We start from the raw sequence: 25,153 nt of genomic DNA, 5'->3' as shown, positions 1-25,153 counted from the left end.
TGCGAGATGAGCAGTGATGATCTTGGGACTACCGCGATGCGACCGGGTGACGCATCGCCGGGTGGCGGCTATGTCGAGCTCGCAGTGATAAAGGTGGACGACGCGTTTCTGACGCGTCGTCTGGGGCAGTCGCTGTTGACGGGGAGTGAGCCCGGAATGGGAGCGTGGCGGTCGCTGGGAATGCGGTTGCCGTCAGGGGCCGTTGTTGAATTGATCGCATATGATGCTGAACCTGATGCGGGCTTCACCGTGAGGATCGACAATCAATCCGATCCACGCATCGCATTGCAGGAAATCATCTCCGCCCTCGGTCTTGGCGCGGAGCAGATCATATGGTCCAACATCAATTAGATGCAGTGTGCTGCAGGGTGTCGCCAGGGCACGCCAAGGTAAGGTCGATGACGATGCGGGCTGTCAAGGTAGTTTGATCCGTTGACACGGCCAATCCTCTACCATGGGCCACCCCGCCCGGACGTGCCCCCATGCAAGACGCCCTCGTTGCCCAGCCCAAGCCCCCCGTTGCGAGGATCGCGGCCTGGCTGATGATGCTGCTGGGCATGTGGCTGGCGCTGAAGCTCGGCCTGGTGGTGACCCTGCTGTCGGGCCTGCTGGTGTTCCAGCTGACCCATGTGCTGGCGTCGACCGTGGAAGGCAAGCTGCCGCCAGGACGGGCTCGGGCGATTGCGGTCATTGTGCTGTCCGCGGTCATCATCAGCGCGCTTGTGCTGGCCGGCATCGGCGTGGCCTCGTTCTTCCGCACCGAGACTGGTGGCCCGGATGCGCTGCTGGGCCATCTGATGGACATCCTCAACAGCTCGCGGCACCAGGTGCCGGCGCTGCTGCAGCCGTACATTCCCGAGGACATGCCAGCGTTGCGCGCGGCACTGAACGACTGGGCCGCCGAACACCAGCGACAGCTCGGGGTGGCCGGGACCTCGGCGGTGCAGATCGGCGTGCGGGTACTGATCGGCATGGTGCTGGGCGCGATGATCGCGCTGTATGACGAACTGCCGCTGCCGCAGATGGGACCGCTGGCGCAGGAGCTGATCGGCCGCACCAGCCGCCTGGCCACCGCGTTCCGCCAGGTGGTGTTCGCGCAGGTGAAGATCTCGCTGCTCAACACCGTGTTCACCGCCATCTTCCTGCTGGGCGTGCTGCCGCTGTTCGGCGTGCACCTGCCGCTGTCCAAGACGCTGGTGCTGATCACCTTCATCGCCGGCCTGCTGCCGGTGGTGGGCAACATCATCTCCAACACCATCATCACCATCGTCGCGCTGTCGGTCTCGTTCTACGTGGCCGTGGCCGCGCTGCTGTACCTGATCGTGATCCACAAGCTGGAATACTTCCTCAACGCACGCATCGTCGGTGGCGAGATCCAGGCCCGTGCCTGGGAGCTGCTGCTGGCCATGCTGGTGATGGAGGCGGCATTCGGCCTGCCCGGCCTGGTGGCGGCGCCGGTGTTCTATGCCTACGTGAAGCGCGAGCTGGTCGATCAGCGCTGGATCTGACCCGGCATGATGTGACATTCCCGCTGCGATGAGGCGGGCCTTCCCATCTTGGCGGCGTGTTCGCGGTCGCTGTGCCATACCTATCGCAACGGTTCGCATGGCGCTGGCTTGGCGCTGCCGGAACCGGTCGTTACAGTGAACCGCACGTCAGGGGAAATTTGCATGGCCGGCAAGGCGTCGCCCATCGGGTTGCGGACCTGGGTCTGGATCCTGACCGGGCTGTTCGTGGTCTGCACCCTGCCCTTGATGGCCATCGCCCTGGTACAGGGCACGCAGCGTTACGCCGGTGCCGAGGCCAACCTGTCCAGCCTGCGCCAGCTGCGGCAGTCCTTCGAGCTGGCCAACCTGGTTTCGGCCGAGCGCGGCCCGGCCAACAGCCTGCTCGGCGCCGATCCGAACGATGTTGCCGAGCAGGCGCGGCTCGCGGCCCAGCTGGCAGTGGCGCGCAAGCGCGTGGATACCGCGATGCTGCAGCTGGACACGGTGTTCAGGGCCGCCCCGGGCGTGGTCGACGAGCAGGGGTTGCTGGCCGACGCACGACGCCGGTTGCACTCGGCACGTGCCGCTGTCGACCGGGTTGTGGCACGGCCGCATGATGCGCGCCAGGTGGAAGAGGTGGAGCGTGCGATCAACAGCATGTTCGCCGTGGTCGATCGCCTGCATCGGCTCACCTCGGCGCAGATCAATGTGCTGGTCAGCGCCGATCGCGAAGCGGCGATTCCGGCGATGCAGGGCCAGGTGCTGATCGACCTGCGCGAACACGGTGGCCGCCTGGCCTCGAACGTGATGGCACCGGTTGCGGTTCCCGGGGCGTGGCGTGACGAGCAGGTGCGGGCCGCATCGCAGACGGAGGGACGCCTGCTGGAGCTGTGGCGCTTGGCGGGCAGCCATGAGTCGGTGTTCCGGAGTGACCCGGCGCTGTCCTGGCACTGGGACATGGCGCGCCGTCAGTTCTTCGGCGAATCGCTGCCGATGATCGAGCAGCTGATCGAAGACGGTCGCCGCGGCCTGCCGCCGCCGTGGACCGCCGCGGAGTTCACCCAGCGTTACGTGCCGACCCTGCAGTCGCTGGAAGCATTGCGCGACGGCTACCTGAGCGTGTCCATCGCCCGCTTCGAACGCACCCGCAACCGTGAAGCGACGCGCCTGGTGGTGCTGGTGGCGACAGTGCTGGGCACGCTGCTGGTGCTGGGCGTGGCCCTGCGCATTGCCCACCGGCAGATCCTGCGGCCGCTGCTGCAGGCGCAGAAGCAGGTCATCCAGATCGCCTCGGAGGCGCCGGGGCCAGAGCAGCATGTCACCCACCCGCTGGCCGAAATGCAGCGCCTGTTCGATGCGATCGAAGTCCTGCGCGAGAAGTCGCGCGAGCGCTCTGCACTGACCAGCGAACTGCGCCAGCTGGCAGGTACCGATGAATTGACCGGGCTGTTGAACCGGCGCGCGCTGGAAGAAAAGGTGCAGCAGCGCCATGCCGAAGGAGGCGCCGGCGCCGTGGTGATCCTGCTGGACGTGGACCGGTTCAAGGCGATCAACGACGGCCACGGTCACGATGCCGGTGACGAAGTGCTGGTGCAGGTGGCGCAGTTGCTGCAACGGCACCTGCGCCGCAGCGACAGCATCGCCCGCTATGGTGGTGAAGAGTTCCTGGTGCTGCTGGCCGACGGTGATCTGGCCGGCGGCCGCCAATTGGCCGAGTCCCTGCGCGTGGCCCTGCATCAGATGGACATCGTACTGGCCGATGGTGGTGTGCTCCAGGTCACCGCCAGCTTCGGCGTGGCCGAAGGGGGAATCGATGCGCTGGGCTGGCGCAGCCTGTTGCGCGCCGCCGACGCGGCCATGTACCAGGCCAAGGCGCAGGGCCGCGACCGGGTAAGGGTGGCGGGCGGCGGTCGCATCGCGCGTTGACCGGTGGCATTCATCACCGGCGCACGTCGCGCCGCCTAGACTGGTGGTCCCCATTCCTGCAGGAGCCCGGCATGATCATGCGTCCCATCACCCTTGCTGCGGCCGGCGTGCTGGCCGGCCTGCTTGCAGGATGTACCACGCCCGCGCAGCCCCTGGCCGACGAGCCACGCCATCCCTCCATCGCTGCCGACCTGAGCCCGGTGCCGGCCTTCACCGGTGGTGGTGAAGGCTGGAGCATCGAGATCGCCTCGACGGGCAAGGGCAACCACGATGCCAGCCTCAATGCCGATGGCCGTACCTGGAAGGGCGCGCTGCGCTATCGCGGCCAGCCGGCCGATGCGCCCAGCTCGCTGATCGTGCTCAACGGTGAACTGGGCAGGCAGCCGACCATCGTTGAGATCAAGCGCGAGTCGTGCCGTGATGCCGAAGGCAGGGATACCCAGGCCAGCGTGCAGGTCACGATGGAAGGACAGCCGCAGCGCCGCGGTTGCGGTCATCTGGCCGTGTATTGAGCCCGCGCGCCGCCATGCTTGAGATCCCGACCCTGCACACGGAACGTTTGCGGCTGCGCCCGCAGCGGCTGGATGACTTCAACGTCTACGCCGCGTTCCTTGCTTCGCCGCGAGCACAGGGCATGGGCGGCCCGTTTGGTGAAGTCGCGGCGTGGGGCCAGTTCTGCCACGACCTGGCCAGCTGGCACCTGTTCGGCCACGGCGCGCTGATGATCGAACGCATCGATACCGGTGCCTGCATCGGCCAGGTCGGGATCAACCACGGCCCGTTGTTTCCGGAAAAGGAACTGGGCTGGTTGCTGTACGAAGGCCACGAAGGGCAGGGCTTCGCAACGGAAGCGGCCGGTGCGCTGCGTGACTGGGCCTTCGTGGTGCCGCAGCTGCCGACCCTGGTCAGTTACATGGCCCCGGACAATCTAGCCTCACGGGCCGTCGCACGGCGTCTGGGCGGCGTGCTGGATGAAAAGGCCGCGCGCAGCGACGCGGATGATCTGGTGTACCGCTACAGCGCAGGGTAGTGGCGGCCGCAGGCCGGCATTATCAGTGCACCGGGCGCGCGGCCCACGCATCGAGATCAGCCAGTTCCGGCGCCAGTGCATGCTCCACCGCACGCCGCAGCAGTGCCGGCGCGACATAGTGCCGGTGTGCGGCATCGATCAGCGCCATGTAGATGCAGCCGAACGCATTGAGGGTCTGCACGCGTGAGCCAAGGCTGATCTCGATGTATCCATCGGCACGCCGCTGCACGCGCACGCTGCTGCGGAAGCGCAGGTGCCGATCGTCGGCGCCGAGCAGGACTTCGGCGCAGGTGTCTTGCGTGTCGATGTGCGAATCCAGCACCGGATAGCGACCGGCGAACAACCGGCTGCGATCGGTCGACAGCAGTGACGACACCGGGCATCCCAATGGCGACGTGCGCAACCGCAACGGCGTGACGAGGCGGTTGCGCAGCGCCATCAGATGGCCAACGCCGCTGGGTGGATTGCGCAGGAAGCCTTCCAGTACGTCGGCCAGCAGTGCCGAAGCGGAACGGTGCGCCACCTGCGAGGGTTCCAGGCGCAGCGTGGTCAGGTCCTGGTAGTGGCTGTGCGGCAGCGAGGTGGGCAGCAGGCCATCGGTGGCCGCGGGCCGCGAATGGATGGGATAGGACGGCGTCGCACGTTCGACGAACCCGCGCAGCGGCCGCAGCGGGATACGGCGCAGCGGGCCGAGCAGGGCGCGGGTGCGCGCGCACAGATGCGCGCACAGGCTGGGAGCTGCCGCCTGCAGCGACAGCTGCAGCAGCGGCGCCGCCGCCAGTGTGGTGGTCGAAGGCCAGTGCGATTCCGGCAGCACCTCGGTCAGGCTGGGGATGTCGGCGGCATTGCGCTCCACCTGTGCACGGGCCTGCTCGCTCATTCGGCCTGCCAGTTCATCGCTGTGGCAGGACAACGCGAACAGCGCAGGATGTGCAGGATGGTTTGACGCGAACTGGTGCCAGGTACCGCCGCCGAAGCGCACGGTGAACAGGCAATCCGGTGGTATGCAGATGCGTCGCAGGGTCCGCGCGAAGGCAGCGGGATCTGCTGCCAGCTGCGCATCGGAAGCGGTGGCGAAGCGCAGCTCGGCACCGGCGCTGCCAGCGATGGCGGTGAACATGCGCGGGCCGGCGTGGCGATGGAACGGATGGCCACCGGCGCCGACCATGAAGCTGTACAGCGAGGAGGCATCGCCGTGCTGCAGGTGCATGCCACCCAGCCGCGCCGAAGGCTCATCCAGCGCATCGATGAAGGCAGGGTGGTGGCGCTGGCGCTGGCCGGCGTCGCTCACCAGCGCGTCACCGGCACCGATGCCGAGCTGCGCGATCAGGGTGACTTCGGTCGGGCTGCCGCCATCCTGTGCCGGAAGCTGCACTGCTGGAAACGAACGGCGATCGCGGGTCGAACCAGGCATCGTCATGCTCCTTGGCGGGGGCGGATCAGCGGGCGGGGGACTTGCGGCGGGCGCGGGCTTCACGCTTGAGCGGGCCGCCGACCGGGCAGACTTCGGCGGCCCAGGAGAACAGCGTGTTGGCCAGGCGGTCGGGCACCTGGCGGAAGTACACGAACTGGCCGCGCTTCTCGCGCTCGATCAGTCCGGCCTCCTCGAGGATGCGCAGGTGGCTGGACAACGCCGGCTTGCTGAAGTCGAAGCGCTCGGCCAGCTCGCCCGCGCTGAGTTCGCCGGCGCTGAGATAGGCCAGGATCTGCCGGCGGGCGGTGGAGGCGAGGGCTTCGAAGATACGGTCCATGGCGAGCTAATTAACTAATTCGTTAACTAATCTTGCTCGCGCCGGGCGAGGCTGTCAAGCCATGACCCATTGCGCGGCGCGCCCGGGCTTTGCCATCCTCCCTGCTGTTTTCCGTAGCGTGGAATCCCGATGCGTCCTGCGTTCTGGCTGGCTTTGGCCCTGCTGCCCACCCTGGCGGTGGCGCAACCCGCGCGTACTCCCAAGGCCAAGGCCCCGGCGCAGGATCCCTTCAGCGAGCTGTTCGATACCGCCTGCATGCAGCACATCGGTGCCCCGGCACGGTTGCAGTCGCTGATGGAATCCAATGGGCTGTCGCCGCTGCCGCCTGCCGAGGCCACCACTTTGCTGCAGGGGCAATCGGGCGTGGCGTGGATGGTGCCGCTGGCCAGTGGCCGTTATGCGGTCAGTTGGGCCGATGATGGCACCTGCACGGTCTACGCCGAAAAGGCCGATGCGGCGGTGGTGCAGAAGGGCTTCGCGCGGCTGGTGCAGGCAGCGCCGAAGCCGTTGCAGGTGCGATCGCTGCCGGGACGTGGGCCGCTGTCGGCCGATCAGGTGGCCATCCAGTACGGCTGGGCCACGCCGGGGCAGGGCAAGCTGCAGGTGCGCTTCCGCCTGGTCACGCGGCAGGCCGCCGATGCGGGCGTGCAGGCGATGGCCTCGGCCACGCCTGGTGAAGCGATGCTGGAGCAGGGCGCGCCCGGGCCCTAACAGGAGTCGCGCCTGCGGTTCAGCCTTTCACGCGGCATGTGATATATCGTTTATCGATAAATCCACCCCGGGGCGGCGAGGCCACCCCAACACCGGAGGCCGCTTGACCGCTCGTCCCGCCCGCGCCAGATCCGCGCGAGGCTTGTTCACCCTGGCCCAGGTCGCCGTACAGGCCGTGCGGGCGATGTGCTGGCTGGGCATCCTGGCCGCACTGCTGGCGGTGCCGCTGGTCGCCCACGACCGTCGCTGGCTGCTCGACAGCGTGCATGACGCTGCGGCCGCCGCCGCGCATGGCAATGATCTGTTCCTGCACTTCTGCCTGGGACTGGGGGCGATCATCGCGCTGCTGGTGCTGTGCCTGCTGTTCCTGCGCCATCTGCTGAGGCTGCTGAAGTCGGCGGCGCGCGAGCGTCCGTTCACCCACGCCAATGCACGGCGCCTGCAGCGCATGGCCTGGTTGATGCTGTCGATGGAACTGCTGTCGATCCTGATCGGTGCCTATGCGGCCTGGATGGGGCCGGACTTCACCTGGATGGAGGTGGGCGGCGGCATGTCGATCACCGGCCTGGTCGCGGTGCTGATGCTGTTCGTGCTGGCACGCGTGTTCGCCGTGGGCGCAGAGATGCGCGATGACCTCGATGGTGTCATCTGATGGCGATTGTCATCACCCTGGACCGCATGCTGCAGGAACGGGGCATGACCCTGTCCGAGCTGGCCGGGCGCATCGACATCACCCTGGCCAACCTGTCGATCCTGAAGACCGGCAAGGCGCGCGCCATCCGCTTTTCCACCCTGGATGCGATCTGCCGCGAGCTGCAGTGCACGCCCGGCGACCTGCTCGGGCATGACCCGGCGCAGGCACAGGACGCTGACTGAGTGGTCGCTTTTTTCCCTTACCTACTGACGAAACGGACCTGAAATGGAATGGTTGGCTGACCCCTCGATATGGATGGGCCTTGCAACCCTGGTCGTGCTGGAGATCGTTCTCGGCATCGACAACCTGGTGTTCATCGCGATCCTTGCCGACAAGCTTCCGCCGCACCAGCGCGACCGCGCGCGCGTGATCGGCCTGGCGCTGGCCCTGCTGATGCGGCTGGTGCTGCTGGCGGCGCTGGCGTGGATCATGAAGCTGACCGAGCCACTGCTGACGCTGTTCGACCACAGTTTCTCCGGGCGTGACCTGATCCTGCTGGGCGGCGGCCTGTTCCTGCTGTTCAAGGGCACCATGGAGCTGCACGAGCGGCTGGAAGGCCGCCAGCATGAGGACAATGGCAAGAAGGTCTACGCCAGCTTCGCGATGGTCGTGGCACAGATCGTGGTACTCGATGCGGTGTTCTCGCTGGACTCGGTGATCACTGCGGTCGGCATGGTCGACAACCTGGGCGTGATGTACGCCGCGGTGACCATCGCGATGGCATTGATGCTGGTGGCCAGCAAGCCGCTGACCCGCTTCGTCAACAAGCATCCCACGGTGGTGGTGCTGTGCCTGGGCTTCCTGCTGATGATCGGTTTCAGCCTGGTGGCCGAGGGCCTGGGCTACAAGATTCCGAAGGGCTACCTGTACGCGGCCATCGCCTTCTCGATCCTGGTCGAAGCGTTCAACCAGTGGGTACGCTTCAACCGCGAGCGCAACGAGCGCCGCCAGCCGTTCCGCCAGCGCACTGCGGATGCGGTGCTGCGCATGCTCGGCGCGCGTCCGGCCAATGGCCACGATGAGGATGGCGCGGATGAACCTGTGGATGCCGGGGAACGCCTGCAGCCGGCCGAGCACGAGATGATCCGCAGCGTGCTCGGCCTGGCCGATCGCCCGGTATCGAGCGTGATGACCGTGCGCGCCGACGTACAGTGGATCGACCTGGCGCGTGGACAGGACGATGTGGTGGCACGCCTGGTGGCGTCGCCGCACACCCGCCTGCTGGTCGGCGATGGTGATCTGGACAGCCTGCGCGGCGTGGTGCAGAGCCGCGATCTGCTGGCCGACCTGCTGCAGGGCAGGCCGCTGCAGCTGGAAGGCAACCTGCGCGAGCCGCAGTACGTGCTGTCCAGCGCCAGTGCGCTGCAGGCCCTGGAACTGATCCGCCAGCATCCGGTGCCGTTGGCGGTGGCGGTGGACGAGTACGGCAGCGTGGAAGGCCTGGTGACGGCCAATGACCTGCTGGCGGCGATTGCTGGTGATCTGGTCGATACCCAGGACGAACGCTATGGCGTGGTCGCGCAGGGGGAAGGCCAATGGGAGGCCGATGGTGCCTTGACCCTGGACGACCTGCAGCGCCTGGCCGGCGTCTCGCTGCCGCGCAGTACCGACTACATGACCATCTCCGGCCTGGTGCTGGAGCAGTTGGGTCGCCTGCCGGACATCGGTGATGCGGTGGACGTGGCCGGCGTGCGCATCACCGTGCTGGCGATGGAGAAGCGCCGCATTGCCCGCTTGCGGGTGGAGCGCCTCGACCCGCCGTTGTAGAGCCGAGCCCATGCTCGGCTTCGCGGATGCAGCCGAGCATGGCTCGGCTCTACATTCAAAGCAGCGCAGCATGGCCCGGCTCTACACAACGCGGCCCGCAGCCGTCACCATGGCGGGCCCGCTTTCTGTCATGGATGGTTGCAGTGCTGAGTACGATCGGTTTGTTGATGGGCCTGTATGTGGCCTGGCGCCTGTTCTGGCCGCTGCGCATGCCCATCGGGTTGAAGGTCGTGCTGTCGCTGCTGGTGGTGGCCGTGGCCGTGCAGCTTCGCATCGTGGCCACCTTCTGGGGCTCGATGGCGTCGCCGGAAATCCCGAAGATGGCCATCGCCGTGCTGGCTACCGGCTCCACTGCGGTGCTGCTGCTGGCATTGGTGATGCTGGTACTGGATGCCGGCCTGCTGCTTTCGCGCCTGCTCCGTTGGCCGCGCATGGTAGCGGCCCTGCGCGCACCGCAGCTGCGGCCGTTGGCCGGCCTGCTGGCCCTGCTTGTGAGTGGCTATGGCATCAGCCAGGGCATGGCCGTGCCCCAGCCTCGGCAGATCGACGTGGCGATCAAGGATCTGCCGGTCGCGTTCGATGGTTATCGCGTGCTGCAGCTGACCGACATCCACGCCAGCCGCCTGCTGACCGGCGACTGGGTACGCAGCGTGGTGGACGAGAGCAACGCGCTGAAGCCGGACCTGATCGTGATCACCGGCGATCTGATCGACGGCAGTGTCGAGGCCCGTCGCGACGACGCGCGTCCGTTGGCCGATCTGCAGGCGCCGGATGGCGTCATTGCCATCACCGGCAACCACGAGTACTACGCGCAGTACCAGGACTGGATGCAGGCGTTCCGCGCGCTGAACATGCAGGTGCTGGAGAACAGTCACCTGCAGGTACGACGCGGTGATGCGGCGCTGACCATCGCCGGTGTCACCGACCCGGTGGCGGCACGCTACGGCCTGCCGTTGCCGGATCTCCAGGCCGCGCTGGCGGGGGCCGATCCGTCCGCACCTGTGATCCTGCTCGATCATCGCCCACGCAATGCGCGTGAGGCCGCCGCGCGCGGTGTGAAGCTGCAGTTGTCCGGGCATACCCACGGTGGGCAGATCATCGGCATGGACCAGCTGGTGAAGCGGGCCAACGGCGGCTACGTCTCCGGCCGCTACGAGGTGGACGGGATGACCCTGTACGTGAGCAATGGCGCTGGCCTGTGGGCCGGATTCCCGGCACGCATCGGCGTGCCTTCGGAAATCACCCTGATCACCCTGCGCCGCGCCCCGTGACCTGAAGTGGGGCCAGATCCCTTTCCCTGCCGGAAAGGGATCTGACCCCTGGCAAACCACATGGAAGGACCCATGTCCATACCCGCGCGCCCATGGAACGCCTGATCCGCGCCAATGCGGACGAGATCAACCGGCTGCGCCAAGCCATCCGCGAAGCCGCTGGCGTGGTCCGGAAGAAATGCAGCGGCATGCGGCAGCCTGCGCGGAATACAACCAACGCTATGAACAGCTTGCGTTCCCGGGTGGCTACGCCAACGCACTGAAGCAACTGGCTGAGCACGATCCGAATACGGTGGATGTCGTGCTGACCTTCCTCGAGGTGCGGCCATACTTCTTCCGCTCCGGATACATGTGGAAGACGCTGTTGAAGCGCGTGCAGCGGGTGCCGATGGGCGCGAAGCAGCAGGCCCGGATGCAGAAGATCCTCGATGCCTACGCGGCCTATTGCGTCACACGTGACGGCTGATTGGGATGGCCTGGTGGGGTCGGATCCCTTTGCCAACGGCAAAGGAATCCGACCCCGCCCGTCAGGCCGCCCGCAGCGGCGGCCGCGCATGCGCATTGCGCCGCAGCGACTGCGCCCGCTTGGCGATCGCACGCACCACGACGGCGGTGAAGAGCAACGCGGAGGGCACTGCGTACCAGAAGTTGCCGGGCACGCGCTTGAAGTACGAATAGGTGAACACTGCGGCGATGATCCACATGCCGGTCACGTGCAGGCGACGCCACGCGGTGGGGCCCATGCGGCGGGCGATGCCACGATGCGAGGTGATGGCCAGGGCGAGGATGGCTACATAGCCGATCGTGCCCGGCAGGTTGGCCAGGGCCGAGCGCGCCGGCCAGAACGCGGGGTTGAGGATGCCGAAGGCGGTGATCGCCACCGCATGCAGCAGGTGCGAGAACGCGAACGACAGGCCGACGATGCGACGCTCGCGCAACAGGAAGCGGGTGAACGGGCCGGGCAGCAGGCTGGCGAACGAGGATGCGGTGAAGGCGGCCAGGAACAGCAGGAACGATGTTCGTGCCGTCACCCGGATCGCCGCGCGGCTGCCCTCGACCACGTCGGGCTGCAGGGTGAACGCCGCCAGTGCGAAGGCGATCAGGACCACGGCGATGGCCACGAACAGGCGCCAGCCGTGCAGGAAGGAGGTATTGGAAGCAGCCATGATCAGACCTCGAAGAATGGAGAGGGGACAGTGCCGGCCGCTGGCCGGTCAAGGAATGGGGAGTGCCGGGCGCTGACCGGCACCCTCAACGGTCGTTCGTCACAACCAGCACGCCGGCCGCGCACAGCTCGCCCAGCAGCGGAATGCAGGCTGTGCGCAGTTCGTCGGCGGCCACGCCATGCAGGTCGGCCAGTACCTGCAGCGCGTCTTCCGCACGGCCGCCGTCATCGCCGAACGCCGACAGCAGCGCATATGCCAGCGGTGCAAGTTCCTGTACCTGCAGGCTGAAGTCATCCAGGCGTCGCAGCAGCAGCAACGTCGGCATCGTGGCCGGCGCACCGCTCAGCCCGACATCCTCATGCACAGACCACCGGTAGCCCACCACCCGCACCAGCGGAGACAGCGCAAGCACGCTGCCTGCCTGTGGCGCATGCAATGGCTGCTGGCCGGCGTCCCGCGCTTCAATGTGCAGTGCCTGCTGCGTGCTTTCGTAATGCGCCAGTTCCGCCACCCAGCCCGGCAGCGTGAGGTCTGCCTGCACGCCCAGCCACGCGGCGAATTCGCCGGCGATCTGCGGGAACAGCGGGGTATGGCAGGCGTGCCGCGCATAGTAGTGCTCCACGGCGTCGCGCCAGCAGGCATCACCCAGCTGCGCCTGCAGGCGCGGCAGGCTGCCTGCCAGCAGGCTGTCCAGGCTGTCGATGCAGAGGCGGCGGTAGACTGCCATCCGCCGTGCATCGACGCCCTCAGGCGCGGGCATCGATGGGTCGCGTACATGGTCGGCCCAGCGCTGCTGCAGGGTGGCCAGCGGCTCAGCCATGGGCCACCTCGGGCAGCAGCACATCGGCCTGCGCGTGGCGGATCTGCTCGACCTCGGCCAGCAGCTCGGCCAAAGGCGGGAAGTTGAAATCGCGCTCCAGCAGGGTGGGGCGTACGCCGACACGCGCATAGGCCTCATGCAGCAGCGCCCAGACCACGCCCTTCACCGGCGCACCGTGGGTGTCGATCTTGAAGCCATCGTCCTCGTCGAAGTGGCCGGCCACGTGCAGCGAGGCGACGCGATGCGCCGGCACGCGTGTCAGGAAATCGAAGGCGTCGTAGCCGTTGTTGCAGGCGTTGACGAAGACATTGTTGACGTCCAGCAGCAGGTCGCAGTCGGCCTCGGCCAGCACTGCAGTGATGAAGTCGATCTCGCTCATGTCCGCACCCGGCACAGCGTAGTAGGAGATGTTCTCCACGGCGATGCGCCGGCCCAGTGTGTCCTGCACCTGGCGGATGCGACCGGCAACGTGGCGCACGGCCTCGGCGGTGAACGGTAATGGCAGCAGATCGTAGACATGGCCACCGGCGGCGCAGTAGCTCAGGTGTTCGCTGTACAGCTGCACCTGGTGCAGATCGAGGAAGGCGCGCGTCTGTCCCAGCAGCGTGCGATCCAGCGGGTCCGGACCACCCAGCGACAGCGACAGGCCGTGGCAGGTCAGGTGATGGCGCTCACTCAACTGGCGCAGCGCCGCGCCGTGGGCACCGCCAACCCCGATCCAGTTGTCCGGCGACACTTCGAGGAAGTCGATGGCATTGGCCGGCATCGCCAGCAGTTCATCGATCAGGCCACGGCGCAGGCCGAGACCGGCGCTGGCGGAAGGCAGGGGCAAGTGCATGCGACGGTACTCCAGGGCAGTGGCGCCGCCGTAAGGGCGGCGCCGGGTGGGGAACGATCAGTCGTTGACGCGGGAGAACAGGCCCTTCGGCATCGGCTTGCCGTTGGCGGTGTAGACGCTGCGCAGGTAGTCGTGCGCTTCCTGCTCGCTGATGTAGCCGTCGTGGTCGGTGTCGATGCGGTCGAATTCGGCGGCGCGCGTGGCCGCCACCGCATTGAACTCGGCGCGCGAGACGCGGCCGTCGTGGTCACGGTCGGTGCGGGCAAACGAGGCGTCGCCGCACTTGCCTTCGCCACACTGGCCTTCGGCCACCTTGGCCTTGCCGGCAGGCTTGCCGGTGGCGGCCTTGTTGGCGCCGCACTTGCCTTCACCGCACTTGCCTTCGGCGGCGGCGCTCATCGCCGCGGCACCGATGGCCAGTGGCTGGATCGCGGCGGCCTGGCCAGCCAGCAGCAGGCCACCGGCCAGGGCGATGCCGATGGCGCCGATGCGCGGCAGACGGGAAGCAGCGGTGTTCTTGGTCGAGACGGACATGATGATGACTCCTTGGGATTGGCACGCAGGGCGTGCGGGATGGACGCCGCTTGAAGGCGACGGAAACGAAGGGAATAAGCGCGGGAAGGGGCGATGCGGATCAGGCGTTGCGGCGACGGCGCAGTACGTAGCCCAGCAGCAGGGCGCCGCCGAGCAGCGCGCCACCGAAGCCGACGCCGGGCAGCAGCGCGGCGACCGGCAGCAGCAGGGCGATCAGGCTCACGCCCCAGCCGAGGCCGTCGTTGCCCGCCGTGGCGCGCTGCGGGCCGGCCAGCAGGCGGTCCAGGCTGAGCGCACCGCCGCCGTTGAGGATCAGTGGGAGCAGCATGGCCAGGAAGAGCAGCGGCAGCTTGAAGTTGCCGTAGCCCTGGTCGGTGATCGCATAGCCCTGCCAGAGTTCGCCCAGGCCGTTCCACTGGTCGGGCCAGTGCACGGCGGCGATGGCAACAAGGGTCAGCACCCAGAAGATGTAGGCCACCGAGCGCGTGGCCAGGCCCAGCAGCAGCATCACAGCGCCCACCAGTTCCAGCCAGGTGGCCAGCTGCCAGTTGAGTGACGCGGGCAGGGTGGAGAACGGGAAAGGGAAACGCCCTTCCAGGTCGGCGAACCAGTTCTGGCCGGCCAGCTTCTCGCGGCCGGATTCAAAGAACTCCCAGGCCAGCAGGGTGCGCAGCGCCAATGGCGAGAGCCAGCGGCCGACGGCGTCCAGGCGGGGCGTGTACACGGAAGAGGCGGTGCTGATCATGGTGGTGTCCTGCGGGCCAGTGGTCGATGGAGGCCATTTCAGGCGGCGCAGGTATCGGCAACGTGTGCTGTTGCCTGGGGTTTTGTCAGCGACTGTGGCTGTGTCAGGGGTTTCGTACAGTCAGATACAAAGGCGCCGGGTCGGGCGTCCGCCGGGCATGGCCTGGCGCTACCGGGTGGAGAAGGTTCCCCGCATGTACGCGTGAGGACACCCGGCTGCGGTTGTGCCGGGCCATGCCCGGCGGCCGAATGTATCCAACTGTAGGAACCCGCCGCCGCCCTACAGTCCGGTACAACTCTGCCTCGCAGCGAAACAGCGCCGATACATCCCCAGGCGGAAATGGCCACTCCCAACACCGGAGTACCCCCATGATCCGCATCACCCTGCTCGCCGCTGCCCTCGCCCTTGCCGGCGTCGCGACGCCTGCGTTCGCCGCCGAGGCCGATGCCGGCGCCCCGCCTACCGTCATCCTGGTACACGGCGCCTTCGCCGATGGCTCCAGCTGGAACAAGGTCATCACCACGTTGCACGATTGGAAGCTGCGGGCGGTGGCGGTGCAGAACCCGCTCACCTCGCTGGCCGACGATGTGGCCGCCAACCGTCGCGCGATTGCCGCCGCACCGGGCAAGGTCGTGCTGGTCGGCCACAGCTGGGGCGGAACGGTCATCACCGAAGCGGGCAACGATCCCAAGGTGCAGGCGCTGGTGTACGTGGCCGCATTCGCACCGGATGCCGGGCAGTCATCGGCACAGCAGGGCGAGGGCTATCCGGTCGGCCCGGGCCTGACGCGCCTGCAGGAGAAGGACGGCTACCTGACCCTGCCAGCCGACGCCATCGCCCAGGACTTCGCACCGGATGTGATGAAGAAGACCGCCGCACTGTTGTACAGCACGCAGGTGCCATTGAAGGCCAGCGCTCTGGGTGAGCCCGTCACCGTGGCCGCATGGCGCAGCAAGCCGAGCTGGTACGTGCTCAGCCGTGACGACCGCATGTTGTCGCCGCAGCTGCAGGCGGCTACCGCAAAGCGCATTGGCGCGCAGCTGCAATCGATCGGCAGCAGCCATGTGTCGCTGCTCTCGCACCCGGCCCAGGTGGCTGACGGCATCCTGGAAGCCGCAGGCGTGAAGCCGGCCGAACTGCCGCTGGCCGAGCAGGGGGGCTGAACGATGGCCGGGCTGCGTGTGTATGTACTGCCGTTGCTGCTGGGCCTGCTGGGTGGGGCGGCGCTGCTGATGGCCTGGCCCAGCCCGGAGGCCGATGCGCATCCGGTGCAGGCCGCTCCTGCTGCCGGGTTCGATGGCGGCGGGCCCTGGCACAACAGCCCACCGCTCGCGTTGAACCAGCTGCGAGGGCAGGTGGTGCTGGTCGAGTTCTGGACCTATGCCTGCAGCAACTGCCTCAACGTGGCACCTCATGTGCACCAGTGGCATGCGCGTTACGCGCGGCAGGGCCTGCAGGTGATCGGCGTGCATACACCGGAGTTCGCCTACGAAGGCCTGCCCGGCAATGTGCGCAAGGCCATCGCGCGGCTGGATATCACCTGGCCGGTGGTGCAGGACAACCAGTACCGGATCTGGAACGCCTGGGGCAACCGCTTCTGGCCGGCGCTTTACCTGGTCGACCGGCAGGGCAGGGTGGTCTACCGCCACTACGGTGAAGGCGACTACGCGCGTACCGAAAGCGAGATCCAGCGCCTGCTGGCCAGCCCCTGAGCCGCGCTACCATGGCCGCGCCGCGCGGCCTTGACCTCCGTCTTCATCGAGAACGCAATGAACCACGTACCGCACATCCTTGTCGTCGACGATGACAGCGAGATCCGCCAGATGCTGGCCGACTACCTGCAGCGCAACGGCCTGCGCGTCAGCCAGGCCGATGGCGGCCGTGCGATGCGCGCGCTGATGGATACCCACGCGGTGGACCTGGTGGTGCTGGATGTGATGATGCCCGGCGAGGACGGGCTGAGCCTGTGCCGCAACCTGCGTGCCGGCAAGCATCGCGCGGTGCCGGTGGTGCTGCTGACCGCCCGCGACGATGAAACCGACCGCATCATCGGCCTTGAAATGGGCGCCGATGACTACGTGACCAAGCCGTTCTCCTCACGCGAACTGCTGGCGCGCATCAATGCGGTGATCCGACGCACGCAGATGCTGCCGCCGAACCTGCAGGTGAGCGAAGCCGGCCGCCAGTTGGCCTTCGGCGACTGGCGCCTGGATACCACTGCCCGCCATCTGCTGGATGCGCAGGACACCGCCTATCCGCTCAGCGGTGCGGAATTCCGCCTGTTGCGCGTGTTTCTCGACCACGCCAACCGCGTGCTCAGCCGCGACCAGCTGCTCAGCCTTACCCAGGGCCGTGATGCAGAACTGTTCGATCGTTCCATCGATCTCCTGGTCAGCCGCGTGCGCCAGCGCCTGGGCGATGACGCGCGTGAGCCCACCTACATCAAGACCGTGCGCAGCGAAGGCTACGTGTTCAGCGTGCCGGTGCAGCTGCTGGGGCCGCAGGAATGAACGCCCGCGCGCGCCGCCTGCCGTGGCCGCGCACGCTGTCGGCGCGCCTGCTGCTGGTGCTGCTGGGCGGGTTGATCCTGGCCCATGCGCTGTCCTTCGGTCTGTTGTTCTACGAACGCTACCAGTCCACCCGCAGCATGATGCTGCGCAACCTGGACGAGGATGTAGCAGTGAGCGTGGCCCTGCTGGAACACCTGCCGGCCGACCAGCGCCAGGCCTGGGTGCCGCGGTTGGAGCGGCGTACGTACCGCTACCTGTTGCGCCCGGCAGAGGCCGGCCCGGCGTTGGAAACCGATCGTGCGCGCCAGGTCACCGCCATCATCGATGACAGCCTGGAACACCGCTATCCGCTGCAGGCGCGGCAGGTGGCACGCCTGCCGGAACGTTTCGAAGTGGAGCTGCGCCTGCACGACGGTTCACCGTTGACCATCGAAGTCACACCGTCGGGCCTGCCGCTGGCGCGCTGGCTGCCGGCCGTACTGCTGGTGCAGCTGGCCCTGCTGCTGGTATGCGCGTGGCTGGCGGTGCGGCTGGCATTGCGCCCGCTGCGGCAGCTCTCGCACGCCGTCGAGCAACTGCAGCCTGGCAAGGACGCACCGATGCTGCCCGAAGACGGCCCCGCCGAAGTGGGCACGGCCGCAGCCGCGCTCAATGCACTGCAGGCGCGCATCCGTGGCCATGTCAGCGAGCGGCTGCAGATTCTGGCGGCCATCTCGCACGATCTGCAGACGCCGATCACGCGCATGAAGCTGCGCGTGGAAACCCTGCCCGAAGATGCCACCCAGCAGCGCCTGCTGGATGACCTGGACCACCTGGGGCAACTGGTGCGCGAAGGCGTGGCCTATGCGCGCAGCAGCCACGTGGCCAGTGGCGCGCCGGTGGCGATGGATCTTGGCGCGTTCCTGGCCAGCGTGGTGGGCGACTATGAAGACATGGGCAAGGCGGTCAGTGGTGGCGCGCCCACAGGCCTGACCGTGCAGACCTGGCCGCAGCCGCTGCGGCGGGTGGTCGGCAATTTGGTCGACAACGCGTTGCGCTACGCCGGTAGTGCCGAGATCGAGGCGGGGCGCGATGCAGCAGGCCGGCCGTGGATCAGCGTGTCCGACCGCGGCCCCGGCATCCCGGAGGACCAGCTGCAGGCCGTGCTGGCACCGTTCCATCGGCTGGAAAGCTCACGCAACCGCGATACCGGCGGCACCGGGCTGGGCCTGGCCATCGCCGTGCAGCTGGCGCAGTCGCTGGGCGGCTCGCTGCGGCTGCACAACCGTGAGGGCGGTGGCCTGCGGGCCGAATTGCAGCTGCCGGGGTAGCTGGCGGGGGCGGACCCCTTTGCGGGAGCAAAGGGCTCTGACCCCGATGTGGGATCTGCGACGTTCCTGCATGGCACCGGGATCAGCGATCATCTGCAGCGAGTGTTGAAACCAGGGAGCACCACGCAATGCAGGGACGCCATCCTTCAATCGGGCACGCACACAGTGTCGCGCTGCTGATCAGCGCAGGGTTGCTGCTGGCCTGCCAGCGCTCGCCGGAGGTACCGGCCGAACACACGCCTGCAGCCCCACCGGCGGGGATGCCGACCGCCAGCGCCGACCTCTCCCCGCTGTTGGATGCGCTGCCGACCTGTGCGCTGGACGGTTGGTACATCGACCTTCAGACCGATCGCCCTGCCCATCCCTGGCTGGCCGTGAACGTGCCGAAACCCTGCAGGGTGGACGAAGAGAACGAGATCGCCACGTTCTGCGTGCAGGGGCAATGGAAAGGACTGCCGGTGGAGGAGGTGATCCTGCCGACGATGACGTTCGTTTCGTTCCGTGGGGCGAAGATCGGCCTGCCGCTGGAGAAGGCACGTCCCATCGTCCGCCAGCACTTCGGGCAGGAGTTTCCGGATGGTGCGGCATACGAGGCGGGCCGCGAGCCGAAGCTGATGGCCGATCCCGAGGATGCGCAGCGCTCGTGGCTGCTGTGCAGCACACCGGAACCGGGAGACGACCTGGGCAGCCAGGCAGGCGTGAGCTATTCCGGCATGAACCTGCCCTACGACCACGACGGATGCAGCTATCGCTACAGCCCGGTCGATTTCTGCGATGCGCAGCACGTGGCGCGCATCGAAGAAGCCCTCAGCAACGAGATGCCGAACTTCAACCAGCACTACCTGCTGGTGCAGGTCGATGATCGTCCTGAGTTCTTCCAGCGTTCGGTGGTGCTGGTCGACACCCGCACCGGACGCGCCACGCCATTGCCGATCGATGCCTTCACCGGGCCAGCGGAGAAGGGCGGAGACGCCAGCCGCTACGGAACCCTGGAAACGGGCGTGGACCAGCAGCAGTTCTGCCTGGATGGCGCGCTGCTGGTGTATCGCGCGTTCGAGGAGGGGCGGTTCTGCTTTGGCTTTGACGGTGAGCGGTTCACCGGGCATGAAACCCAGTACATGCAGCCGATGGATGGCCGATGACCGGCATTTCACCCGGGTCGTGACACCCTGCCCGGAACCTGCACCCACGGGAACGAGGCTGTTGAAGGCGAACACGCAATGACCGCGGCGCGGCAGCGCTCGATGTGGGTGGCCGGCCTGTCCACAGTAGTGGAGTGGTACGACTTCACCCTGTACCTGTACTTCGCCACGGTGCTGTCACGGGTGTTCTTCGGCGGTGGCGAGCAGGCGCTGCTGGTGACACTGGCCGGCTTTGCGGTGTCCTACCTGATGCGCCCGCTGGGCGCGCTGTGTTTTGGCCACCTGGGCGATCGGCTCGGCCGGCGCTGGATGCTGTTGGCGTCGATGGCCTTGATGGCAGCGGCGATGCTGGCCACTGCGCTGTTGCCGACCGCGGCCACCGCAGGCGCCATCGCTGGCGTGCTGCTGCTGGTGCTGCGCTGCGTGATGGCATTCTCGGTGGGGGGCGAATACACCGGCGTAGTGGCCTACCTGCTGGAAAGCGCGCCGGAGAGACGACGCGGGCTGGTCACCTCGCTGGCGTCGGCAGCCAGTGAAGTGGGCGCGCTGCTGGCGGTGGCGATTTCCGCGCTCACTGTCGCGCTGCTGCCCACCGCGCAGCTGGACAGCTGGGGGTGGCGCATTCCGTTCTTCGTTGGTGCCGCGCTGGCGCTGGTGATCCTGGTCGCGCGCTCTGGCATGCACGAATCGCCCGAGTTCGAGCGCCAACGGCGCGAGGGCAGCATTCCCGCCACGCCGCTGCGGCATGTGCTGCGCAATCATCCTGCTGCGGTGGCGCGCACCTTCGCGATCTCGGCGCTGGGCTCAATCACCTATTACGTGGGCATCACCTATGTGCCGGCATTCCTGCACGCGCAGGGCCACGACGAGGGCGATGCGCTGTGGTTGTCGACGATCGCGGCGGTGGCGGTGATTGTGATCACCCCGCTGTGCGGCGCCTTGTCCGACCGCATCGGGCGGCGGCCGATGCTGCTGGGCCTGACGTTGCTGGCGGCGCTGCTGCCGCTGTCGCTGTTCGCATGGATGGCGCAGGCCCCGGTGTGGGGCATCGCGCTGGCCGCGGTGCTGCTGGCCTGCGTGGCCGGTGGCGTGAGCGCGGTCGCGGCCCCGGCCACGGCTGAGCAGTTCCCGGGCGAAGGCCGGGTCAGCGGACTGGCATTGGGCGTGACCATGGCCACCGCGGTGTTCGGCGGCGCGACGCCGTGGCTGGCGCAATGGTGGGTGGAACGCAGCGGCTGGGCGGCGGCGCCGGGCGCGATGATCGCGCTGGTGGCGGTACTGGTGCTGCCGGTGCTGTGGACCCTGCCCGAGACCGTCCCGGGCAGGGCCAGACGCTAGCCGATCAGACCTTCAGGGTCTGCTCGATGTCGGCCAGTACCGCGGCCGCATCCACGCCGATGGCGACGGACTGCAGCACGTGGCCATCCCACACGCTGGGGCCGAAGCCCATGCCTTCCGGCTTCGGAATGGTCATGCCACGGGCGACACCGTCGGTGGCCACGCGCACGCTGGCGCGCTCGAACTGGAACAGCTCCGGACGGGTCAGCGCGATGCAGGCACAGCAGTCGTGCACGACCATGCCCTTGTGGCCGGCCTGCAGGTAGAAGTCCACGTAGTCCTGCGACAGTGCACGGACCAGCTCGGCGTCGGCACCGCCGAGGGCGGCCAGTTTGTCCAGGCCGTCACGGTCCATTTCCACGCGGGTGGTCACGTCCAGGCCGATCGCGGTGACCGGCCAATCGGTGGTGAACACCACGTCGGCCGCTTCGGCATCGCCCCAGATGTTGGCCTCTGCGGCCGGGGTGATGTTGCCGTTGACGTGGAAGGCGCCGCCCATGAGCACCACGCCGCGCACCAGGCCGGCGATGTCCGGGGCCTGCTGCAGGGCCAGGGCCAGGTTGGTCATGCGGCCCACGGCGACCAGGGTCACTTCGCCCGGATGAGCGCGGACCAGGTCGATGATCAGCTGCGCGGCCGAGCGCGTGTCAGCGGCCACGTCCAGGCTGGCCGGCACCGGGTGGTTGCCCAGGCCGTTGTGGCCGTGGATGTGCACCGGCCAGGCTTCCGGCGTGGCTTCCGGCTGCAGCGGGCCTGCGGCGCCGCGCGCGACCGGGGCGGCAAAGCCCCAGGCCTGCTTCAGGTACAGCGCGTTGTGCGTGGTCGACTCCACCGAGGCGTTGCCGAAGGTGGTGGTGACGCCGATCAGGTCGATCTGCGGGTGCTTGTGCAGGTACAGCAGCGCCAGGGCGTCGTCGACGCCCGGGTCGGTATCGAAAATGACTTTCAGCATGTTGTTGTTCTTCTTCTTCCGTGTGGTGCGGGGGGCGCCGGCGGCCCGGAGACAGGCCGGCGCGCCCTACATTGTCCCATCTTCATGACAGGCAGGGCCAATGCCGGCGTGGCGGGCCATAATGCCCCCACGTCCAGGCACGGAACTGCCGCATGCTGATCGTCGCCCTTCTGCTGGTCCTGCTGGTGCTGGGCCTGAACCTGGTGGCCACCGTGGTCATCATCAGGCGCGACGAGCTTTCGGCGGGCGGCCGGACGGTGCAGCTGTTGCTGGTCTGGCTGTTGCCGCTGGTGGGTGCGATCCTGTGCATGGCGGTAGCCACCGCCGATGGCTCGGGAAGCCGCGGGGAGGGGGGCGCAAGCTACGACAGCTCCGGTGGGTATTCCGGCGACAGCCACAGCCATCACAGCCACAGCAGCTCCGACTGCAGCAGTGATGGGGGGAGTAGTGACAGCGGCAGCTGCGGCGATTGAAGCCCGGCGCCCGGCTGTAGCGCCGAGCCATGCTCGGCGGCTTCCACCGCTCGCGTCGGGTGCCAGCCGAGCATGGCTCGGCTCTACATAAGCCCGCTCAGCCGCCGCCTTCGGTCGGTAGCGGTGCCGGTACGTTCAGCAGCCCGCCTGCCGCCACATAGGCGGCCAGCGCCCGGCCCTGGCTGAGCAGGTGGCGCTCCATGGTGCGTTCGGCGGCAGCGGCATCACGCCTGCGGAAGCACTCCATCAGTTCACGGTGCTCGGCCAGCGACTGCGCGGTACGGCCCGGGGTCAGCAACTGGCGGCCACGGTGCATCTTCAGGATGCGGTGCAGGTCGTGGGTGATGCGGATCAGCCACGGGTTGCCGGCATAGTGCTGCACGGTTTCGTGGATGAGGTAGTTGTTGCGGTAGTACTCGGCGATGTTGCCCTCGGCCGCAGCCGTTTCCATCGCCGCATGCAGGTCTTCCAGCCGCTGTACCCCAGCATCATCGATATGCTTGACCGCTTCATGCGCGCAGCGGCCTTCCAGCATTGCCATCACCGGGAACAGCTGGTTGAGATCTTCCAGCGTAAGCCGGGTGACCCGCGCACCACGACCGGCATCGATCTGCACCAGGCCTTCGGCGGCCAGCAGCTTCAGCGCTTCGCGCAGCGGCGTGCGGCTGATGCCCAGTTCTTCGCACAGCGCAGGCTCGTCGATCCACTCGCCCGGCGGCAGCCGGTAATCGTAGATGCGCCCGCGCACGTGTTCGGCCACCTCTTCATACAGAGGGGCGCGCTTCTTCGGTGAACGCGGGGCGGGAGCGATGGCCATGGCGGAAAGTGTACTGCCTCCATGCGTGGGACCTGCAATGCGGGCGGAAACCGAGGGGGAAACGGGTTGGGGAAAACGGGTTGGGGAAACGGCTGGGGGAAACGGCTGGGGGAAACGGCTGGGTAGAGTCGACTGTTAGTCGACTATCGCGCGCAGCGCGGGAGTTTTCGCCGTCGGAACGAAGAGCAGTCGACTACCAGTCGACTCTACCCAGCCGACTATCGCGCGCAGCGCGGGGTTTTCGCCGTCGGAACGAAGGGCAGTCGACTAACAGTCGACTCTACCCAGCCGACTATCGCGCGCAGCGCGGGGGGGCGCCGTCGGAACGAAGGGCAGTCGACTACCAGTCGACTCTACCCAGCCGACTATCGCGCGCAGCGCGGGGTTTTCGCCGTCGGAACGAAGGGCAGTCGACCAACAGTCGACTCTACCCAGCCGACGCTAACCCGCTCGCAGGGCGCCGGAATGGTCCGGCGCCCCACGAACCTGCTTACATCCATCCCGGTACCACGAACACCAGCCAGGCCAGCAGCGGCCCCAGCGCGACCACCAGCCCGCTGTAGACCAGGAAGCGGCGGAACAGCGTTTCGCGCTCTTCCTTCGCAGCCGATGCCACCACCAGGGCGCCATTGGTCGAGAACGGGCTGACATCGACGATGGTGGACGACACTGCCAGTGCACAGATCACGCCGGCCGCGCTGAGGTGGCCCTGCATCAGGAACGGCACGGCCAGTGGAATCGTTGCGCCCAGCACCGCGGCCGACGAGGCGAATGCCGAGACGATGCCGCCGACATAGCAGACCAGAAGCGCACCGAGCAGCGGGATGCCGATGTCGGAGACGCCGTTGCCGATGAAGTCCACCGCGCCGGCATGTTCCAGTACGCCGATGTAGGTCACCACGCCACAGATCAACAGAACTGTGGACCAGCTGATGCCATCGACTGCGCCCTTCTGGCTCTGCGGCGACAGCAGCGCCAGCGCCACCGCGACGGTGATCGAGACCAGGCCGACGTTGAGGTTGTAGATCAGCGCGGCAACACCCAGGCCCAGCAGGCCGATCAGGGTGAACAGCCGCTCGCGGGTCAGGTTCACCGCATCCAGCGCCGCCGGATCATTGGAGAGGGTGCCCCCGCCAGCGGCAACCAGCGCGCCGTGGCCTTCGATGGCGAACTGGCGTGACGATGCCTGCGGGCCACCGGCCATCGCCAGTTCGGCATTGCCGATCGTTCCGGCCGCGGTGATCGAGCCACGCCGCAGCAGGGCGATGCCGCCGAAGGCGAAGAAGCAGATCGTGGCCATCATGAAGTTGAAGCCCAGGCTGGTCAGGAACACCGCCATTTCAGTCACTTCCAGCCCGGCCTTCTGCACCACGCCGTTGGTGATGCTGCCGTACACGCTGATCGGCGAGAAACCGCCCGCTTGTGCACCGTGGATCACCAGCAGGCCCATCATCAGCGGGTTGATGTTGTATTGCTTGGCAAAGCGCAGCGCGACCGGCCCGATGATCGCCACCGCGGCGGGGCCGAGTGCACCGAAGGCGGTGAGGACCGCGGTGATGACGAACATCACCCACGGAATGGCCACGATATGCCCGCGCACCGCTTTCACTGCCCAGTGCACCAGCAGGTCGATGGTGCCGTTCTTCTGCGCGATGGCGAACAGGTAGGTGATGCCGACCAGGGTCAGGAACAGATCGCCGGGGAATCCGGCCAGGACCTCCTTGCCCCCCATGTCGACCCACAGCCCGCCGATGATGAAGGCCAGCGCGAAGGCGACAGCCCCCATGTTGATCGGCATCGCCGTGGCGACGATGAACATGATCACCAGTCCGATGATCGTTGCGATTTGTGGACTCATGCGCCCTCCCAGA

General features: G+C 67.5%; 28 protein-coding genes. 18 read left to right on the top strand and 10 right to left on the bottom strand.

Annotated features, from left to right (window positions below; all coding sequences use genetic code 11):
- Nucleotides 1–6: 6 nt before the first annotated feature.
- The 5 genes from AC5P88_RS04770 to AC5P88_RS04750 all read left to right on the top strand — a co-directional run bounded on the left by AC5P88_RS04770 (nucleotide 7) and on the right by AC5P88_RS04750 (nucleotide 4,443).
- The gene (locus tag AC5P88_RS04770; protein WP_146146957.1) at nucleotides 7–351 is read left to right on the top strand and encodes a hypothetical protein; all 345 of its coding nucleotides are present in this window, start codon (nucleotides 7–9) and stop codon (nucleotides 349–351) included.
- A gap of 131 nt (nucleotides 352–482) precedes the next feature.
- Nucleotides 483–1,508 (top strand): AI-2E family transporter, encoded by a 1,026-nt coding sequence (locus AC5P88_RS04765; RefSeq protein ID WP_106549300.1) that lies wholly within the window; start codon nucleotides 483–485, stop codon nucleotides 1,506–1,508.
- 162 nt (nucleotides 1,509–1,670) lie between these two features.
- Entirely contained in the window at nucleotides 1,671–3,413 is a 1,743-nt protein-coding gene (locus AC5P88_RS04760; RefSeq protein ID WP_495224457.1) for a GGDEF domain-containing protein, read from the top strand.
- Nucleotides 3,414–3,484: 71 nt separating this feature from the next.
- Nucleotides 3,485–3,925: a hypothetical protein gene (locus AC5P88_RS04755; protein WP_495224456.1), complete on the top strand. Its 441-nt coding sequence runs from the start codon at nucleotides 3,485–3,487 to the stop codon at nucleotides 3,923–3,925.
- A 14-nt stretch (nucleotides 3,926–3,939) separates the two neighbouring features.
- Nucleotides 3,940–4,443: a GNAT family N-acetyltransferase gene (locus AC5P88_RS04750; protein WP_495224455.1), complete on the top strand. Its 504-nt coding sequence runs from the start codon at nucleotides 3,940–3,942 to the stop codon at nucleotides 4,441–4,443.
- A 22-nt stretch (nucleotides 4,444–4,465) separates the two neighbouring features.
- Here the strand turns inward: AC5P88_RS04750 and AC5P88_RS04745 are convergent, their stop codons facing one another.
- Together AC5P88_RS04745 and AC5P88_RS04740 are read right to left on the bottom strand one after the other, a co-directional pair.
- A complete protein-coding gene (locus AC5P88_RS04745) occupies nucleotides 4,466–5,857 on the bottom strand; it encodes a DUF2867 domain-containing protein (RefSeq protein ID WP_495224454.1) in 1,392 nt (463 codons plus the stop codon).
- Between the two features lie 25 nt (nucleotides 5,858–5,882).
- Nucleotides 5,883–6,194: a metalloregulator ArsR/SmtB family transcription factor gene (locus tag AC5P88_RS04740; RefSeq protein ID WP_004147836.1), complete on the bottom strand. Its 312-nt coding sequence runs from the start codon at nucleotides 6,192–6,194 to the stop codon at nucleotides 5,883–5,885.
- A 129-nt stretch (nucleotides 6,195–6,323) separates the two neighbouring features.
- On the opposite strand from AC5P88_RS04740, the gene AC5P88_RS04735 reads away from it, so the two are divergent.
- The 6 genes from AC5P88_RS04735 (at nucleotide 6,324) to AC5P88_RS04710 (ending at nucleotide 11,103) form a co-directional block, all read left to right on the top strand.
- Nucleotides 6,324–6,905, top strand: a complete 582-nt coding sequence (locus AC5P88_RS04735; RefSeq protein ID WP_495224453.1) for an NMCC_0638 family (lipo)protein — start codon at nucleotides 6,324–6,326, stop codon at nucleotides 6,903–6,905.
- 184 nt (nucleotides 6,906–7,089) lie between these two features.
- A complete protein-coding gene (locus AC5P88_RS04730; RefSeq protein WP_495224540.1) occupies nucleotides 7,090–7,557 on the top strand; it encodes a DUF2975 domain-containing protein in 468 nt (155 codons plus the stop codon).
- A complete protein-coding gene (locus AC5P88_RS04725; protein ID WP_005408494.1) occupies nucleotides 7,557–7,781 on the top strand; it encodes a helix-turn-helix domain-containing protein in 225 nt (74 codons plus the stop codon). The genes AC5P88_RS04730 and AC5P88_RS04725 overlap by 1 nt, the downstream gene beginning before the upstream one ends.
- 43 nt (nucleotides 7,782–7,824) lie before the next feature.
- Nucleotides 7,825–9,366: a TerC family protein gene (locus AC5P88_RS04720; protein ID WP_495224452.1), complete on the top strand. Its 1,542-nt coding sequence runs from the start codon at nucleotides 7,825–7,827 to the stop codon at nucleotides 9,364–9,366.
- Between the two features lie 134 nt (nucleotides 9,367–9,500).
- Complete coding sequence (locus tag AC5P88_RS04715; protein WP_495224451.1) at nucleotides 9,501–10,637, top strand: metallophosphoesterase; 1,137 nt, start codon at nucleotides 9,501–9,503, stop codon at nucleotides 10,635–10,637.
- A gap of 178 nt (nucleotides 10,638–10,815) precedes the next feature.
- A complete protein-coding gene (locus AC5P88_RS04710) occupies nucleotides 10,816–11,103 on the top strand; it encodes a hypothetical protein (protein ID WP_495224450.1) in 288 nt (95 codons plus the stop codon).
- A gap of 61 nt (nucleotides 11,104–11,164) precedes the next feature.
- Here the strand turns inward: AC5P88_RS04710 and AC5P88_RS04705 are convergent, their stop codons facing one another.
- From AC5P88_RS04705 to AC5P88_RS04685, 5 genes are all read right to left on the bottom strand, one after another.
- Nucleotides 11,165–11,803 (bottom strand): ferric reductase-like transmembrane domain-containing protein, encoded by a 639-nt coding sequence (locus AC5P88_RS04705; protein WP_495224449.1) that lies wholly within the window; start codon nucleotides 11,801–11,803, stop codon nucleotides 11,165–11,167.
- A gap of 85 nt (nucleotides 11,804–11,888) precedes the next feature.
- On the bottom strand, nucleotides 11,889–12,623 hold the full coding sequence (locus AC5P88_RS04700; RefSeq protein ID WP_495224448.1) for an HvfC family RiPP maturation protein: 735 nt from the start codon (nucleotides 12,621–12,623) through the stop codon (nucleotides 11,889–11,891).
- Nucleotides 12,616–13,461: an HvfB family MNIO-type RiPP peptide maturase gene (locus AC5P88_RS04695; RefSeq protein ID WP_111204028.1), complete on the bottom strand. Its 846-nt coding sequence runs from the start codon at nucleotides 13,459–13,461 to the stop codon at nucleotides 12,616–12,618. Before AC5P88_RS04695 ends, AC5P88_RS04700 begins: the two co-directional genes overlap by 8 nt.
- 57 nt (nucleotides 13,462–13,518) lie before the next feature.
- A complete protein-coding gene (locus AC5P88_RS04690) occupies nucleotides 13,519–13,995 on the bottom strand; it encodes an HvfA family oxazolone/thioamide-modified RiPP metallophore (protein ID WP_286075267.1) in 477 nt (158 codons plus the stop codon).
- A gap of 100 nt (nucleotides 13,996–14,095) precedes the next feature.
- Nucleotides 14,096–14,740 carry an HvfX family Cu-binding RiPP maturation protein gene (locus AC5P88_RS04685; protein WP_286075268.1) on the bottom strand — a complete coding sequence of 215 codons (645 nt, stop codon included), beginning with the start codon at nucleotides 14,738–14,740 and terminating at the stop codon, nucleotides 14,096–14,098.
- 368 nt (nucleotides 14,741–15,108) lie between these two features.
- On the opposite strand from AC5P88_RS04685, the gene AC5P88_RS04680 reads away from it, so the two are divergent.
- The 6 genes from AC5P88_RS04680 to AC5P88_RS04655 all read left to right on the top strand — a co-directional run bounded on the left by AC5P88_RS04680 (nucleotide 15,109) and on the right by AC5P88_RS04655 (nucleotide 21,040).
- Nucleotides 15,109–15,903, top strand: a complete 795-nt coding sequence (locus AC5P88_RS04680) for an alpha/beta fold hydrolase (protein ID WP_495224447.1) — start codon at nucleotides 15,109–15,111, stop codon at nucleotides 15,901–15,903.
- Between the two features lie 3 nt (nucleotides 15,904–15,906).
- Nucleotides 15,907–16,452: a redoxin family protein gene (locus AC5P88_RS04675; protein WP_111204032.1), complete on the top strand. Its 546-nt coding sequence runs from the start codon at nucleotides 15,907–15,909 to the stop codon at nucleotides 16,450–16,452.
- A 57-nt stretch (nucleotides 16,453–16,509) separates the two neighbouring features.
- Nucleotides 16,510–17,250 carry a response regulator gene (locus AC5P88_RS04670; RefSeq protein ID WP_107230172.1) on the top strand — a complete coding sequence of 247 codons (741 nt, stop codon included), beginning with the start codon at nucleotides 16,510–16,512 and terminating at the stop codon, nucleotides 17,248–17,250.
- Complete coding sequence (locus AC5P88_RS04665) at nucleotides 17,247–18,560, top strand: sensor histidine kinase (RefSeq protein WP_495224446.1); 1,314 nt, start codon at nucleotides 17,247–17,249, stop codon at nucleotides 18,558–18,560. The genes AC5P88_RS04670 and AC5P88_RS04665 overlap by 4 nt, the downstream gene beginning before the upstream one ends.
- Nucleotides 18,561–18,688: 128 nt before the next feature.
- Nucleotides 18,689–19,702, top strand: a complete 1,014-nt coding sequence (locus tag AC5P88_RS04660; protein ID WP_495224445.1) for a hypothetical protein — start codon at nucleotides 18,689–18,691, stop codon at nucleotides 19,700–19,702.
- Nucleotides 19,703–19,780: 78 nt separating this feature from the next.
- Nucleotides 19,781–21,040: an MFS transporter gene (locus tag AC5P88_RS04655; RefSeq protein ID WP_495224444.1), complete on the top strand. Its 1,260-nt coding sequence runs from the start codon at nucleotides 19,781–19,783 to the stop codon at nucleotides 21,038–21,040.
- Between the two features lie 4 nt (nucleotides 21,041–21,044).
- Here the strand turns inward: AC5P88_RS04655 and AC5P88_RS04650 are convergent, their stop codons facing one another.
- Complete coding sequence (locus AC5P88_RS04650) at nucleotides 21,045–21,992, bottom strand: nucleoside hydrolase (protein WP_106549312.1); 948 nt, start codon at nucleotides 21,990–21,992, stop codon at nucleotides 21,045–21,047.
- 152 nt (nucleotides 21,993–22,144) lie between these two features.
- Here AC5P88_RS04650 and AC5P88_RS04645 point away from each other — a divergent pair, with 152 nt between their 5' ends.
- Nucleotides 22,145–22,465 carry a hypothetical protein gene (locus AC5P88_RS04645; protein ID WP_495224443.1) on the top strand — a complete coding sequence of 107 codons (321 nt, stop codon included), beginning with the start codon at nucleotides 22,145–22,147 and terminating at the stop codon, nucleotides 22,463–22,465.
- Nucleotides 22,466–22,562: 97 nt separating this feature from the next.
- Here AC5P88_RS04645 and AC5P88_RS04640 read toward each other — a convergent pair whose 3' ends face one another.
- Together AC5P88_RS04640 and AC5P88_RS04635 are read right to left on the bottom strand one after the other, a co-directional pair.
- Nucleotides 22,563–23,282 carry a GntR family transcriptional regulator gene (locus AC5P88_RS04640; RefSeq protein WP_495224442.1) on the bottom strand — a complete coding sequence of 240 codons (720 nt, stop codon included), beginning with the start codon at nucleotides 23,280–23,282 and terminating at the stop codon, nucleotides 22,563–22,565.
- Between the two features lie 490 nt (nucleotides 23,283–23,772).
- Nucleotides 23,773–25,140, bottom strand: a complete 1,368-nt coding sequence (locus tag AC5P88_RS04635) for an SLC13 family permease (RefSeq protein WP_106549399.1) — start codon at nucleotides 25,138–25,140, stop codon at nucleotides 23,773–23,775.
- Nucleotides 25,141–25,153: the final 13 nt, after the last annotated feature.

The organism is Stenotrophomonas sp. YJH_SMC_8, assembly GCF_059371315.1.
The sequence above is the reverse complement of the archived record's forward strand: the minus strand, read 5'-3'. Positions and strand labels throughout refer to the sequence as shown.

Coding starts and splice junctions, on each gene's coding strand:
- AC5P88_RS04770 (WP_146146957.1), top strand. CDS start 7: ATGAGCAGTGATGATCTTGGGACTACCGCGATGCGACCGGGTGACGCA.
- AC5P88_RS04765 (WP_106549300.1), top strand. CDS start 483: ATGCAAGACGCCCTCGTTGCCCAGCCCAAGCCCCCCGTTGCGAGGATC.
- AC5P88_RS04760 (WP_495224457.1), top strand. CDS start 1,671: ATGGCCGGCAAGGCGTCGCCCATCGGGTTGCGGACCTGGGTCTGGATC.
- AC5P88_RS04755 (WP_495224456.1), top strand. CDS start 3,485: ATGATCATGCGTCCCATCACCCTTGCTGCGGCCGGCGTGCTGGCCGGC.
- AC5P88_RS04750 (WP_495224455.1), top strand. CDS start 3,940: ATGCTTGAGATCCCGACCCTGCACACGGAACGTTTGCGGCTGCGCCCG.
- AC5P88_RS04745 (WP_495224454.1), bottom strand. CDS start 5,857: ATGCCTGGTTCGACCCGCGATCGCCGTTCGTTTCCAGCAGTGCAGCTT.
- AC5P88_RS04740 (WP_004147836.1), bottom strand. CDS start 6,194: ATGGACCGTATCTTCGAAGCCCTCGCCTCCACCGCCCGCCGGCAGATC.
- AC5P88_RS04735 (WP_495224453.1), top strand. CDS start 6,324: ATGCGTCCTGCGTTCTGGCTGGCTTTGGCCCTGCTGCCCACCCTGGCG.
- AC5P88_RS04730 (WP_495224540.1), top strand. CDS start 7,090: ATGTGCTGGCTGGGCATCCTGGCCGCACTGCTGGCGGTGCCGCTGGTC.
- AC5P88_RS04725 (WP_005408494.1), top strand. CDS start 7,557: ATGGCGATTGTCATCACCCTGGACCGCATGCTGCAGGAACGGGGCATG.
- AC5P88_RS04720 (WP_495224452.1), top strand. CDS start 7,825: ATGGAATGGTTGGCTGACCCCTCGATATGGATGGGCCTTGCAACCCTG.
- AC5P88_RS04715 (WP_495224451.1), top strand. CDS start 9,501: ATGGTTGCAGTGCTGAGTACGATCGGTTTGTTGATGGGCCTGTATGTG.
- AC5P88_RS04710 (WP_495224450.1), top strand. CDS start 10,816: ATGCAGCGGCATGCGGCAGCCTGCGCGGAATACAACCAACGCTATGAA.
- AC5P88_RS04705 (WP_495224449.1), bottom strand. CDS start 11,803: ATGGCTGCTTCCAATACCTCCTTCCTGCACGGCTGGCGCCTGTTCGTG.
- AC5P88_RS04700 (WP_495224448.1), bottom strand. CDS start 12,623: ATGGCTGAGCCGCTGGCCACCCTGCAGCAGCGCTGGGCCGACCATGTA.
- AC5P88_RS04695 (WP_111204028.1), bottom strand. CDS start 13,461: ATGCACTTGCCCCTGCCTTCCGCCAGCGCCGGTCTCGGCCTGCGCCGT.
- AC5P88_RS04690 (WP_286075267.1), bottom strand. CDS start 13,995: ATGTCCGTCTCGACCAAGAACACCGCTGCTTCCCGTCTGCCGCGCATC.
- AC5P88_RS04685 (WP_286075268.1), bottom strand. CDS start 14,740: ATGATCAGCACCGCCTCTTCCGTGTACACGCCCCGCCTGGACGCCGTC.
- AC5P88_RS04680 (WP_495224447.1), top strand. CDS start 15,109: ATGATCCGCATCACCCTGCTCGCCGCTGCCCTCGCCCTTGCCGGCGTC.
- AC5P88_RS04675 (WP_111204032.1), top strand. CDS start 15,907: ATGGCCGGGCTGCGTGTGTATGTACTGCCGTTGCTGCTGGGCCTGCTG.
- AC5P88_RS04670 (WP_107230172.1), top strand. CDS start 16,510: ATGAACCACGTACCGCACATCCTTGTCGTCGACGATGACAGCGAGATC.
- AC5P88_RS04665 (WP_495224446.1), top strand. CDS start 17,247: ATGAACGCCCGCGCGCGCCGCCTGCCGTGGCCGCGCACGCTGTCGGCG.
- AC5P88_RS04660 (WP_495224445.1), top strand. CDS start 18,689: ATGCAGGGACGCCATCCTTCAATCGGGCACGCACACAGTGTCGCGCTG.
- AC5P88_RS04655 (WP_495224444.1), top strand. CDS start 19,781: ATGACCGCGGCGCGGCAGCGCTCGATGTGGGTGGCCGGCCTGTCCACA.
- AC5P88_RS04650 (WP_106549312.1), bottom strand. CDS start 21,992: ATGCTGAAAGTCATTTTCGATACCGACCCGGGCGTCGACGACGCCCTG.
- AC5P88_RS04645 (WP_495224443.1), top strand. CDS start 22,145: ATGCTGATCGTCGCCCTTCTGCTGGTCCTGCTGGTGCTGGGCCTGAAC.
- AC5P88_RS04640 (WP_495224442.1), bottom strand. CDS start 23,282: ATGGCCATCGCTCCCGCCCCGCGTTCACCGAAGAAGCGCGCCCCTCTG.
- AC5P88_RS04635 (WP_106549399.1), bottom strand. CDS start 25,140: ATGAGTCCACAAATCGCAACGATCATCGGACTGGTGATCATGTTCATC.